Source organism: Marinobacter arenosus, assembly GCF_019264345.1.
Lineage (GTDB): Bacteria > Pseudomonadota > Gammaproteobacteria > Pseudomonadales > Oleiphilaceae > Marinobacter > Marinobacter arenosus.
The window spans coordinates 215,576-228,841 of record NZ_JAHVAO010000002.1 but is presented as its reverse complement, the minus strand read 5'-3'; the positions used below and the strand labels follow the sequence as shown (position 1 = coordinate 228,841).

Genomic DNA, 13,266 nt, shown 5'->3' with positions numbered 1-13,266 from the left:
AGCAAAGTTACGCCACAAAAAGTGCTAATGAAATGACGGAAAAGAGGTCAGGTTATCAGGGGAAATTCGGGGTCACTTACGGTCGTTGCCGGCCAGGGAGCGGAGCAATTGGTCCAGCGAGATTTCTGCGGGCTGCTCCCTTAACGCCCTCACCAGGCGGTCCTGCTCGCCAAAGCTGACGCGATCGTAGACAGGCTCTGAAGGCCCGGCCGTCGAGACCGGCGATGTTTCCGGGCCAAGCTCCGGGGCAATCTGGTCAGCCAGATGCCTGAGATGCGTGGCCAGATGACGCCTCTCCTCGCCGCTCAGTTTTTCCCACTCGAGTGAGCCAAGCCCGGTTTGAATAATCTCAATGGTGTCACCGTCTGGCGTGCTCCCCAGAAGTGCAAAAAGCCGGGTAAATGCCTCATAACGCAGCATGCCATTGTCCGGGGTTTGCGCCAGCGTGATCTCCAGATCCTGAACCGCATTCAGGCATCGCTCACGCGGATTCGCCGGCCCGGCCGCAGGCGCCGGCGTCGGTTTGGTTTCTGGTTGTTGGCGCGAGACCCGGTGCCAGTACGCCGCGATTCCCGCCTTTCTCGATGGCAGCTGGGAGAGGCGAACATTGAGCATGTCCGCCAGGGTGTGAAACTGACGGCAGGACGGGTCGCCAACCGGCAGTAGCGCCACCGGCTTCTGGTTGAGCACCGACTGACGCAGGGTTTCGTCTCTCCAGATACCGCCCATGTAATGGAGGGTCAGGTCGAGATGACGTCGGGCGGCCGAATCCAGGCGCTGGAACACGGACCGGGCCTGACTGGCCCCCTGGGCCATGTTGACCAGAACACTGGGAACCCGCTTGTAGCCCCGACGACGGATGACCTTGATGAGTGAGAATGCATCGGTCAGCGACGCCGGGTCCGGAGTCACGACGATACAGGCCAGTTCCGCCGCCGCGATCATATGAAGGCTCGGCGCCTGCAGCCCGGCAGCGGTGTCGATGATGACGTAGTCGTACTGGCTTTCCAGTTGGGAGAGTGCGCGCAGAATTCGCAGGCTGTCAGAGGGACTCATGTCCATGCACTCCTGAACGCCAGAAGCGCCAGGCACAATATGCAGGCCGTAGTCGGTCTTGAGCAGGGTGTCCTGCAACCGGCAGTGACCGGCAATCACATTGGCCAGGGTTTTCTCGGGATAGAGACCAACCATGATGCTGACATTGGCAAGATCGGTGTCTCCGTCCAGCAACAGAACCCGGTTATCCTGGCGCGACAACGTAAGCGCCAGGTTAAGGGCGACCGACGTTTTGCCCACCCCCCCTTTACCGCCGGTAATGGCGATCGTTCGAGGCTGGTTCAACTTGTGATTGTCAGACGCTTTGACGGTCATGACCGGAGTTCCAGGTCCCTGATTGTAAGGATTCAGTTACACTAACCTGTAAAAATTCTACACATATCACAAGACAGATAATATACTGCTTAAAAATACACCAATAAGTATTTAATAACGACGGATTATTGTCTAAGCTCGACTGTAACAACAACAACAAACACTCGGTCATGCCCGACCCTACAACGACATGACACCGAATTAGGCGCGACAGGTAAGCTCTATGGATTTAGCTCCTGATCTACAGTTACCAAGTCTCCCGGAGGTTACCCTACGGGCACTTGAGGCCTGTCATCAGGACGAGAGCTACCGGACCATCAGCGAGATCGTGTCGGTAGACACAGCCCTCGTCGCCCGAATCCTCGCCCTCGCCAATTCCGCACTCTACCGTCCGGCAACACGCATTACCTCCGTGGATCAGGCCCTCTTGAGGCTCGGCACCCGTCGTTTCCATACCCTGGTCTTGACTGCGGCCCTGCGCCAGTTGCTGTTTGAACTGGGGGGCGACGAGTGGCAACACCTCAGGGATTTCTGGCGACATTCACTGACCACGGCCCTGACCGCTCGCGCGCTTGCCACGCTGACCCGTTACCGGGAGCCCGATGAAGCCTTCATGCTGGGCATGCTTCACAACATCGGCGAACTGATTGCGATCAAGACGACGGCGACTGACGCGAAGCAGTACTTTTTCAACCACCAGTCGGACATAGCCGCTGAGCTGGTCACGGCCTGGGGGCTTGGGCCCATGGCTGCTGACGCGATGCGCTACCAGCAGGCACTGCCAAACGAACTCCGCGATGCCGGTCACCTGGTCAAGCTGATCAGCCTGGCCACACGACTGGCGCTGTCCGATGCAGCCGGTATTGCGGCGGCGGCCACCGTCTTTGGTCTGAGCGAAGAACTGACCAGGGAGATAAATCGCCGGATTTCCCACGAAGTATCTGGCATGGCCGCATCCCTCGGTATTCCGCTGGACGATGAATACCACGGTGAAGTCGCCACCCGGAAGCTGAAACAAACCATCCTGCGACAGGCAATGGCAAACCAGGCGCTCGGCCTCGCCAATCTCAACGGCCCGATCGATGACATTCTCTCCGAAACCGTAAACAGTCTGACGCTGGTGACGGGGCTGCCGGCACTGTGCTTCGCCCACAGCGAAGACAACCTCGTACTCCTGTCCGGCACCACCGGCACAGTTCCCGAGCTCGCCGTTTCGGCCAAGCCCGGGGGCAGCGTGCTGACCGATGCGTTCAGCTCCGGCAAGCCGGTCTGTCTGGCCGACCGTTCGCCCACGGTCCTCGATCGCCAACTCCTGAATCTGCTCCGCACCCCGTCAATGCTTGCGGTGCCGGTGATCACCGCCAACGACAGTCCCGGCGTGTTCGCCCTGGGCACCGATGAGAAGGATCCCACAACCACGACGGAGCTGGCGGCCCTGTTTACCCGACAACTGTCGGTAGTCCTCGGCGACCGGCCCCAGACCTCAGACGCGGACAACCAGCAGGACGCCATCGAGCAGGAAGTCGCACGCGAAATGGTCCGCAGGCAGATTCATGAAGTCAGTAATCCTCTGACCATCATCCGCCAATACATTTACCAGCTCAGGAATCGCCTCGAGGACGCAGAGGTTCAGCAGGAACTGGATGTCATCCGCGATGAACTTGATCGGGCAGGCAACCTTCTGTTGCAGATGAGCCATACCACCCCTACAAGCGATCATGCCGAAGGCGTTGAACTCAATACCGAACTAAAAAACCTGTCCCGCATTCTCGAGGACAGCCTTTTCGCGAACGGAAAACGCCACCTCAACGTGTTACTGTGCAGGCAGCCGACCCTACTGACAGTGGGTGCGGCACCTGTTCGCCAGATTGTCATCAACCTTGTGCGTAATGCAGCAGAAAGCCTGCCCGAGGAAGGCGGCAAGGTTGAGATAAGGACATCAGCTCCGGTCTGGCAGAACAACCGGACCTGGGTGGAGCTGGAGATTACGGATACGGGAACAGGAATTCCCGATGACATCCGTAGTGCCCTGTTCACACCGGTGAAAAGCACGAAAGGAGAAGGCCACAGCGGATTGGGCCTGAGTATTGTGAAGCAGCTAATTGATGACATGGAGGGCATCATTGCTTGTCGCACGGGGCAGGAGGGCACAACCTTCAGGATATTGCTCCCCGCGGCCAGCCATAAAAAGAACGAGACCGACTGACGCAGAAACGACGGACATAGAGCGATGGCACCTGAACTCACTGATCAGCCTTTCAGTAACGAGTTAATGGCACGCATTCTGGTGGTGGATGACGAACCCCGTTTGCTGGATACACTCGCCACGCTGCTGCGTGACAGCGGTTACCACGTCACCGAGGCCCACGGCGGAAAACGGGCCTGCGAGCTGGTGGATACCCAGACCTTTGACCTGGCCCTGCTCGACCTCAGGATGCCCGAGGTGGACGGCTTCGATGTCATGGCCCACCTGACCGAGGTGCAACCGGACTGCGGCGCCATCGTGGTCAGCGGCGAAAGCTCCTTCAGCGCTGTGAGCCGGGCCTTGCGCCGGGGTGCGCTGGACTACATTCGAAAACCGTTCGATCCGGAAGAGCTGCTGGCAACGGTCGCCAGCGTGACCAACAAACAGTCCCTGCTCAAGGCCCACGAACACATTCAGCTGCGCCTGGAGAAGTCCGAGGCACTGCACCGATACATCGTCAACAGCTCTCCAGACATTGTGTTCATGCTCGACGACGACGGCCATTTCTGTTTCGTGAACAGCAAAGTCGAAAGCCTGCTTGGCTACCAGCCCTCCGAGCTCTGCGGGCACCATTTCCGTCATATCCTGGATGATCGCGATGTCACCCGCGGCATGTACGCCCTGAACGGCCCCAATATCACGGCCGACAACCCCCGGACCCTGGAAGTTCGCCTGAAGACCCGTGGCAGCCGTCGGGCGACCCGGCACTTCGAGATCACGGCGTTTCCGATCGACCCGCAGACATGGCCACACTCCCAGGCCACCCAGGGCGGTGGTAACGGCCAGACCGCTCGTTATTACGGGACTGCCCGTGATGTCACAGAACGTAAGGAGGCCGAGGCCTTTATCAACTTCCAGGCTTACCACGATCTCCTGACACGGCTCCCCAACCGGGCCCTGTTCAAGGATCGCCTCGAACTCGCCATTACCCATGCCCGCCGAAGCGACCAGAAACTGGCCGTGATGTTCCTGGACCTCGACCGTTTCAAGGTGGTAAATGACACCCTCGGACACGCCATGGGTGACCGGCTGCTGCAGGCGGTGACACACCGACTGGAAAAATGCCTTCGGAAGGGTGACACCCTGTCCCGCTTTGGTGGTGATGAATTCACCCTCCTGCTCCCCTCCATCCACAATCACGAGGATGCGAGGCAAATCGCAAAGAAGTTGATCAATGCGCTGCGGGCGCCTTTTCAGCTTGGCGACCATGAAGTGTTTGTCGGGGTCAGCATTGGCATTTCCATCTATCCGGAAGCCGGCGACAGCATGGACCAGCTGATCCAGAATGCCGACATCGCGATGTATCACGTCAAAGCCCGGGGCAAGGACGGCTACCGCTTCTACTCCGAAAGCATGAGCATCGATTCGGCCAACCGACTCAACCTGGAACGGGATCTCCGTCTGGCGCTCGAACGGGACGAATTGCGGGTGTTCTATCAGCCCCAGGTGTGTTCCACCACCAATCGAATTGTCGGGCTCGAGGCCCTCGTTCGCTGGCAGCATCCGGAACGGGGGTTACTCTACCCCAGGGACTTTCTGCCCTTGGCGGAAGAAACCCGGCTGATCGGGCAACTCAGCGAGCGGGTCCTTGACCAAGCCTGCGAGGACGTTGGACTGTGGATTCGGTCCGGGCATCCGGACCTGCGCCTGGCGGTCAACCTGTCGCCAGTTCAGGTCGAGCATCCGAAGTTTGTCGAGACACTCATGCAACGGGTACGGGCCCACCGGTTCCCCGCCGAAAACCTGGAAATCGAGATCACCGAGAATGTGATCATGAACGATCTTGAGCAGATCAGTCAGAAACTGCGGGAACTGGCTGCCATGGGTGTGCGCATCGCTATCGACGATTTCGGCACAGGCTATTCCTCCCTGAATTACCTGCACCGGCTTCCCATCCATACCCTGAAAGTCGACCAGTCCTTTGTCAAAGCCATCCGCAGCGGCGACGACGGCGCCTGCATTGTGAATGCCATCGTTGCCATGGCCCACGGTCTCAAGCTGGAAATTGTCGCGGAAGGTGTTGAAACGGATGAACAGCTAGAATACCTTCGCAGGCTCGGCTGCCATCAGGTTCAGGGCTTCTTTTATGGCCCTGCCCGGCCGGCCGCGCACATCTCCAGAACCCTGGGGCAACCGACCGCTAAAGCCGCCGCTCTCTGACGCCCAATTATCGATTGTCAGACACTCCTAACTGAAACCTTGAAACGGTTTGCAAAGTATTGCAATGCGTTATTTTTTGTATCTCGAAATGCGTATTGCTGCACATAAATCCCTCCCCCTGTTCTCTAAGCTCGGATTCATCAGGCGTTGATCACCGGAATCCCGACAGGCTGTCGGGCAACAACGACAAAAACGGTGACAACATCCAGAGGAACAAGAACAGGCAGCAGTCATCATGCGCGACAAGTACAAATACATCGGTCCGGTTTACGATTTTCTGAGCAACCTCTACAGCGGCAAGAACATACACCGCTGCAAAACCGCCATGCTTGATGTGGAAACCGTGCAACCCGGCGACCGTATCCTGTTTGCCGGTGTGGGTCATGGCAGAGATGCCATCCGGGCCGCGGAACTGGGCGCTGACGTTACCGTTGTCGATCTCTCCGAAACGATGCTGCGCAAGTTTGGAGAAGCCCAGCAGAAGGAAGCACCTCACCTTACCATCCGACGCATCCACAGCGACATCATGAAGGTGGAGGAGTTCGAACAGTACGACATGGTCGTGGCCAACTTCTTCCTGAACGTGTTCGACGAAGACATGATGGTCCGGGTACTGGAACACCTGATTCGCCTGGGCAAAGCCGATGCACGTGTCGTGGTGGGAGACTTCTGCTACCCCACAGGCAATGTGGTCGCCCGTCTGTTCAAGAAGCTGTACTGGTACATGGCGGTCTTTACGTTCTGGCTCTTTGCCAACAACGCCTTCCATAAAATCTACAACTACCCCGAGCACATGCAGCGCCTGGGCCTGCAGGTCACCGAAAAGAAGCATTTCAAGCTCCTGAACATGGACTGCTACTGGTCCATCCTCGGCCGCAAGCAGGCCTGAGTGCCGCAGCCATCCAACCAACAATAACTCGGGGAGCAGAGACATGTCGGATCAGATTCTTGCACTGAACGGACTCCGTGAACTGGCGGACAACTCGTTTACCTTTGCGGAGAGGGTTGGTTACCTGAAAAAATACGGGATTCACTCCCAGTCCTTCTCGACCCTGCAACCGGGCATGCAATACTTTGATGTGCCCGGCGTCGGCTACCTTGCCTACATGCGCAAGTGGGGGGGAACGTTTGTGCTGTCGGACCCGGTCTGCGCCCCTGAGAACTTCGCCGTCATTCTTGAACACTTTCATAATCGCTTCCCGAATGCCTGCTACGTTCAGGTATCGAAGCCGGTGGTCGATTTCCTGCACCTGCGGTTTGGCCTGTACGGAACGCAGTTTGGCAGTGAGTCACGGATCGATCTGCGCAAATGGTCTCTGGCCGGCAAGAAAAAACAGATCCTGCGGACGGCGCTGAACCAGGCCGAAAAGAACAACATAACGGTGAAAGAGCGCTTCAGTGATGACCACACCCGGGAAATTTCAGAAGCCTGGATCCGGACCCGGAAATGCAAGAGTAACGAGATCCGCTTCCTGATTCGACCCATGGAAATGGAGTACCGGGAAAACGAACGGCATTTCTACGCCTATCAGGGCGACAAGGCCGTGGGCTTCATCTATTTCGACCCGATCTATCGCAACAACGAGATCATCAGTTACGTGCCGAACATTTCCCGTGCCAACGCCGATTTCCGCCAGGGCATTTTCTACACCCTGATGGCTCATGCCATGGACGTGTTCAAAGCCGAGGGCGTGCCCTACCTGGATCTTGGCCTGATTCCGCTGTCGCTCGATGCCACGACCGAGCACCAGGAAAGCCGCGCACTGAAACGGCTCCTGCACCTGGTCTACGAGAAAGGGAATTTCCTTTACAACTTCAAAGGACTCGAGTTCACCAAATCGCGCTTCAGGGGGGATGGTTTCAAGACTTACTGCTGCCACAAACGGTCGATTCCCGCCCTGGAATTTCTGGCCATGTTCAAACTGACGCGGCTGTTGTAGCCGGACAGGCCTGAGCGGGCCAGTTGGCGCAGACAGCCATCGGGCTCAGGCCCAGGGCGGCCATGAATGCGGCCACCCCTTCGGGCGCCGGGCCGGAAAAGAGCGCAGCCCTTACCGGTTGCTCACTGGCGCGGTTGTCGCGACTCGCCTCACCGGACTTTCCCTGCTCGTCCAACAAAAAGGCCACCCGCCGGGCGATGGCGTCGCCTGAGTCAACCCAGAACTCCACGTCCGGCAGGACATCCCGGAGGGCCTCCAGCAACAACGGATAGTGTGTGCACCCCAGAACCACGGTATCGACACCGGCCCGGTGAAAACCGGCGACCGCATCAGCGAGGTCCTTACGAGGCACATCGGTGCCGCTCACCGACTCTTCCACCCAACGCACCAGATCCGGGTGGCCGATACGCTCCACCTGGCAATGCCCAGCAAACTCATCGACCAGGTTATCCAGATAGGGTCGCCGAACGGTGGCCGGAGTTGCCAGCAAACCGATGCGCCCATTTCGGGTCACGGCGGCCGCCGGCTTGATGGCCGGGACCACACCCACCACCGGAATCGCCGTCATGGCCCGCAGGTGAGGCAGCACCACGGTGCTGGCAGTATTGCAGGCCACAATGATGACGTCGCAGGGAAACTGGGCCAGTGAGTCGCTGATCAACCGGCAGCAACGTTCGACGACCACCGATTCCGGCTGATCGCCGTACGGGAAGCCGGCATTGTCGGCCAGGTATACCAGCTCCGTTCCCGGCAAATGCCGGATGACACTGGCGGCCACACTCAGGCCACCAACACCGGAATCGAACACCAGAACCCGGGGGCAAGCGTCCGTCTTCACAGATCCCCCCCTCCCCGTGCAATATCATGCTCCATGGCCCGGATCAGGCGACCGGCAATGGTCGTTTGCGGCGGTACCGGGGGCGTATCTCCGGGCAGGAACCAGTCCGCATCGGCCAGCTCGTCTTCCTGAAGAACAAGCTCCCCACCGGCGTAGTCGGCAAAGAAACCAACCATCAGCTGGTGCGGAAATGGCCATGGCTGGGAGGATTGATACCGGACATTGGCAACGTCCAGGCCGGTTTCCTCTTTGACCTCGCGGGCGACCGCTTCTTCGAGGCTTTCGCCCGGCTCGACAAAGCCTGCAATCAGGCTATAGAAGTGGTGACGGGCCCTTGACGACCTGGCCAGCAGCAGGCGATCCTCCCGCCGAATCACGACGATCACACAAGGCGCCAATCTCGGGTACCAGGGAATGCCACACGGCTCGCACCATTTTGCCCGCTCGGCCGGATGGAACGCTGTTTCCAGGCCGCAGCGCCCGCAATACCTGTGGTCACGCCACCATTGCCAGACCTGAAATCCGGTACTCAGCAGGTCTGCCGGAGCCTCGTCCATCAGCAGCAGGGCATCCCTCAGGGCAACCGGCTCCAGCCCCGGTAAATCAGGGTCTGCAAGCTCAGTGACGTAGACCGGTTTACCGTCCCACGTTCCCAGCGCAACGGCCTCGCAACCGGCACCCTGGTGCCCGACAGACTTCCACGAGAGGAACCAACCCTCGGACGGCTTGAGGATGGTCGAACCGGAAATCGCCAACAATTGGTCCCCCGCCTGCGGAGGGTTCGTGGTCCAACCCGGCGTCCAGCCTGTGTTCGAGATTGCCATTAACTGTCCACACCTGCGTGATGAATGGGCCAAGCTGAAATGTACCACACTGGAGGAAGGGTCAAGTAAGATCAGTGACTTTCCGCACCGAACGCAACCAAGTAAACTTGGCCCCTGTCTGATTCACCGGAGCAACACTTTATGCGACTTTACCAGGGCATTCGCAGCCTGATCCTGACCATTTTGCGAAGGATACTGTTCCTTTGGGTCAGGACGGACGTCAGCGGCAACAGCCGTGAAGCCCTGGGTCTGACTCCCGATAAACCGGTCTGTTACGTACTCCAGTACAGCAGCCTGTCCAGCCGGTTGGTACTGGAGCAGGAAGTCATTCGCGCCCGCCTGCCCGGTGCCACGGATTCGTTGCCGGTAAAAAACGGACCGTCCCACTCGTTCTTCTTTCTGTATCGTCGCATTGGCGGTCTGTTCCGCCGCCGTCAGACGCCGGTACTGACCACCGAGTTCGAGGCGCTGATTCACTACGGTCTGGAGAATCCGGACGAGGATGTTCAGATCGTCCCCGTCTCCCTGTTCTGGGGGCGCTCGCCGGACAAAGAGAAATCGCTGGTGAAGCTGTTGCTATCCGATACCTGGAGCGTGGCTGGCCGGCTGCAGAAGCTGCTGATCATCATGGTTCACGGCCGCAACACCTATGTGCAGTTCAACCAGCCACTGTCCCTGAAACAGGTCATCGACGAGTACCGCCACTCCGAGGAACGGGCCAGGCGCAAACTTGCGCGGATTCTGCGCACCCACTTCCGCCGCGTTCGCCAGGCCGTTCTCGGCCCTGACCTGTCCCACCGGCGCACGCTGGTGGGCGGACTGGTACGGACCCAGGCGGTCAAGGAAGCCATTCGGGAAACGGCGGCTAAGGACGACATTCCACCGGAGAAGGTCCGCGCCAAGGCGTGGAAATACGCCGACGAGATTGCCGCCAGCATGTCCATCGTGACCATCCGGTTTCTGGAGGTGGTGCTGGCCTGGCTCTGGAACCGCATCTACAACGGTATCGCCATCAACAACATTCGTGTGGTCAAGGAAGTGGCCCAGGAAAACGCCGTGGTCTACGTGCCCTGCCACCGCTCACACATCGATTACCTCCTGCTGTCCTACGTGCTGTACAAAAACGGCCTGATGCCACCGCACATTGCCGCCGGCATCAACCTGAACATGCCGGTGGTAGGCCCCATCCTGCGTCGCGGCGGCGCCTTTTTCATGCGCCGGAGCTTCAAGGATAATCCGCTCTACGCCACCGTGTTCAACGAATACATGCATGTGATGTTTTCCCGGGGCTACTCCGTGGAGTACTTCGTCGAGGGTGGTCGCAGTCGCACCGGCCGCATGCTGCAACCGCGGCCCGGCATGTTGTCGATGACCGTTCGCAGCTTCCTGCGGGATCATCGCAAGCCGATTGTCTTTGTCCCCGTATACATTGGCTACGAGAAGGTGATGGAAGGCCGCTCCTACCTGGGCGAGCTTCGGGGCAAGAAAAAGCAGAAAGAGAACGTGTTTGCACTGGCCAAAACCGTCCGCAAGCTCAGCAACTCCTTCGGCCGCGTGGCGGTGAACTTCGGCGAAGCCATTCCACTGGCCGACGTACTCGACGACGTTCATGACAGCTGGCGCCAGGAAGCCTACGACTCGGAATACCGCCCACCCTGGCTCAACCAGGCGGTTGACCAGCTGGCATTGCGAGTGGCCTCCAACATCAACGCCTCGGTGGCCGTCAACCCTATCGGCATGACCGCCACGGTCCTTCTGGGAACCGATCGCATGGCCATGGACGAAGGCCAGCTGATTCGACTGATGGACCAGTACGCGGGGCTGCTGAAAGCCTACCCTTACGCCGATACGGTGACGCTGCCCGAGGGTACGGGCAAGGACTGGGTTGCCTATTGCGAAAACATGGGACTGGTGACGCGGCAGCCACAGAAGTTGGGCGACATCATTGCCCTGGAAGGCAGCAATGCCATCCTCATGACCTATTACCGCAACAACATACAGCACCTGTTCGCGTTGCCGTCACTGATCGCCAGCCTGTTCGAAAACAAGGATTCGTTGCGCCGGGACAAGGTGGTGTTCCTGACCAGTATGGCCTATCCCTACCTTCAGTCTGAACTCTTTCTCAAGTACCCGGCGGATGAGGTCGAAGCCGTCATCAATCGCTGGATCGATGTGCTGGTCGACCAGGGCCTACTGAAAAACCTGGAGGAAGATCGCATTGGCCGCCCCGAAGAGGGTACGGAGGCCATGCTGCGATTGAGGGTACTGTCGCACTTCATCATCCAGACCCTTGAACGCTACCACATCGCCCTCGGCATCCTGCGCAAGTACGGCTCGGGCAAACTCAGCGCGGCAGAGCTTGAGGAACAGAGCACCATGCTGGCCGAACGCATGTCGATCCTGTTCGGCCTGAATGCGCCGGAGTTCTTCGACAAGAGCCTGTTCCGGAACTTCATCGCCAACCTGCAGAAAAATGGCGTCATTACGACGGACGAAAACGGCCTGATCTGCTACGGCGAGGGGCTCGACGACGTCGCTGAGGACGCTCGACTGGTACTCAGCGTTGAGAAGCGACAGGCCATCCAGCAGGTCACAATGCTGGGTGCCTAGCGACCGTTACCGGGCAGGCAGCGCCTTGAGGGAATAGACGTCGTAGCGACTGCTCTTGCCCTCTATCCGCGTTGCCGGTTCCGGACCGGCAATGGACGGCGCCTTGCGGGGGCGCTTGACGACCACCCGATAGGTCGCGCACCCAAGCGCCGCCGCCAGCAGTGCTTCCGCATCGGGATCATCGCCAACCACCGACCGGAAGACCTGCATTTCCTTTTTGACCAGCGCGGATTTGTCCCGGTGAGGAAACATGGGGTCCAGGTAAATCACGTCGGCCGATTCCGGGGCTGCGGACTCCAGCCACGTCAGGCTGCTGCCCTCTTTCAGCGTCATGCGGGCGACGATGGGCGCGCAGTCCACATTAAGTGACGCCCGCGCCAGGCCGTCCGCCAACAGGGCGTGGATAACCGGATTACGTTCGAACAGGGCAACCTCGCACCCGAGGCTGGCGAGCACAAACGCGTCCTGTCCGAGGCCGGCAGTGGCATCAAGAACGCGCAAGGTAGCCCGGGTTTTCTGCAGACCCACGGCCTTGGCCACCAACTGCCCTGCTCCGCCACCATGCTCCCGACGATATCCCATTTTCCCGGTGACAAACTCCGCACGCACCGGGCCGGGAGCGCCTTTACCGGTGGTCTGCAAACCCAGCCCGTTCTCGTCGAGAAACAACACCATGGCATAGTCCCGGATATCCTTCGGGCGAACGATTCCAAGGTTTTCGATGGCCAGTGACTCGCTCAGGGCGGCTGCCTGCCCGGCATCGCCCAGCGGGCTGCGTCCGACCGCTAACGTGCGGGCCAGTTCAGGGTCAGAGCTCGGCAAGGAGGAGGGATCGGTCATTAAACCAGGATATCGATGCCGGCAAGCGACGCATCGCCGCCAGACTCCTGCCCGGCGGCAGCAATCGTAGCGAATGTCGACAGGGCTCGAGCCGTAGGCAGCGGCAGGTCGTCCGCACGAAAGCGTTCCAGGCGCGCATCCTCGGCGGCACGCCGGGCTTCAATCCGACGCTCCAGATTCGTATCAGGCCCACGCTCGATCGCAACCAGCGACTTTCCATCAGACAGTTCACGGCGAGCGGATTCGGCGGACTTCTCAGGCGAGGACGCCGGCAGGCGGGCAGTATCACTTCGTTCCCTGGCCAGGCTGTTATTGCCGGTCTGGTACGCGTAATTGCTTCCTGAATTGATACCACCGATCATGGTCTGATTCCGCAGGCTCAGTGACAAAGTGACTGAAGGAAGTATGGAAGAATCCAATCGGGATTAAAAGTATCTT

The 13,266-nt window shown here is 59.2% G+C and carries 10 protein-coding genes; 5 read left to right on the top strand and 5 right to left on the bottom strand.

Translation table 11 applies throughout. From position 1 onward, the window contains the following. Positions 1 to 72: 72 nt before the first annotated feature. Positions 73 to 1,371 (bottom strand): AAA family ATPase, encoded by a 1,299-nt coding sequence (locus KXD86_RS15440; RefSeq protein WP_218637050.1) that lies wholly within the window; start codon positions 1,369 to 1,371, stop codon positions 73 to 75. Positions 1,372 to 1,594: 223 nt separating this feature from the next. Between KXD86_RS15440 and KXD86_RS15435 the strand changes: the two genes are divergently transcribed. The 4 genes from KXD86_RS15435 to KXD86_RS15420 all read left to right on the top strand — a co-directional run bounded on the left by KXD86_RS15435 (position 1,595) and on the right by KXD86_RS15420 (position 7,716). Further along, positions 1,595 to 3,577 carry an HDOD domain-containing protein gene (locus KXD86_RS15435; protein WP_218637049.1) on the top strand — a complete coding sequence of 661 codons (1,983 nt, stop codon included), beginning with the start codon at positions 1,595 to 1,597 and terminating at the stop codon, positions 3,575 to 3,577. A 24-nt stretch (positions 3,578 to 3,601) separates the two neighbouring features. Continuing rightward, the gene (locus KXD86_RS15430; protein ID WP_218637048.1) at positions 3,602 to 5,776 is read left to right on the top strand and encodes an EAL domain-containing response regulator; all 2,175 of its coding nucleotides are present in this window, start codon (positions 3,602 to 3,604) and stop codon (positions 5,774 to 5,776) included. 235 nt (positions 5,777 to 6,011) lie between these two features. Then, positions 6,012 to 6,665 carry a class I SAM-dependent methyltransferase gene (locus tag KXD86_RS15425; RefSeq protein ID WP_218637047.1) on the top strand — a complete coding sequence of 218 codons (654 nt, stop codon included), beginning with the start codon at positions 6,012 to 6,014 and terminating at the stop codon, positions 6,663 to 6,665. 43 nt (positions 6,666 to 6,708) lie between these two features. Beyond that, positions 6,709 to 7,716 carry a DUF2156 domain-containing protein gene (locus KXD86_RS15420; RefSeq protein ID WP_218637046.1) on the top strand — a complete coding sequence of 336 codons (1,008 nt, stop codon included), beginning with the start codon at positions 6,709 to 6,711 and terminating at the stop codon, positions 7,714 to 7,716. On the opposite strand, the gene murI is transcribed toward KXD86_RS15420, so the two are convergent. Then, positions 7,694 to 8,554: a glutamate racemase gene (gene murI, locus KXD86_RS15415; RefSeq protein ID WP_218637045.1), complete on the bottom strand. Its 861-nt coding sequence runs from the start codon at positions 8,552 to 8,554 to the stop codon at positions 7,694 to 7,696. The genes KXD86_RS15420 and murI overlap by 23 nt on opposite strands. Next, positions 8,551 to 9,378, bottom strand: coding sequence for an NAD(+) diphosphatase (nudC, locus tag KXD86_RS15410; RefSeq protein WP_218637044.1), 828 nt, complete (start codon positions 9,376 to 9,378; stop codon positions 8,551 to 8,553). The genes murI and nudC overlap by 4 nt, the downstream gene beginning before the upstream one ends. 141 nt (positions 9,379 to 9,519) lie before the next feature. Between nudC and plsB the strand changes: the two genes are divergently transcribed. Beyond that, positions 9,520 to 11,988, top strand: a complete 2,469-nt coding sequence (gene plsB / locus KXD86_RS15405; RefSeq protein WP_218637043.1) for a glycerol-3-phosphate 1-O-acyltransferase PlsB — start codon at positions 9,520 to 9,522, stop codon at positions 11,986 to 11,988. A 6-nt stretch (positions 11,989 to 11,994) separates the two neighbouring features. Here plsB and KXD86_RS15400 read toward each other — a convergent pair whose 3' ends face one another. Then, positions 11,995 to 12,828: a class I SAM-dependent methyltransferase gene (locus KXD86_RS15400; protein ID WP_218637042.1), complete on the bottom strand. Its 834-nt coding sequence runs from the start codon at positions 12,826 to 12,828 to the stop codon at positions 11,995 to 11,997. Next, positions 12,828 to 13,190 (bottom strand): UDP pyrophosphate phosphatase, encoded by a 363-nt coding sequence (locus KXD86_RS15395; RefSeq protein ID WP_218637041.1) that lies wholly within the window; start codon positions 13,188 to 13,190, stop codon positions 12,828 to 12,830. Before KXD86_RS15395 ends, KXD86_RS15400 begins: the two co-directional genes overlap by 1 nt. Positions 13,191 to 13,266 lie beyond the last annotated feature (76 nt).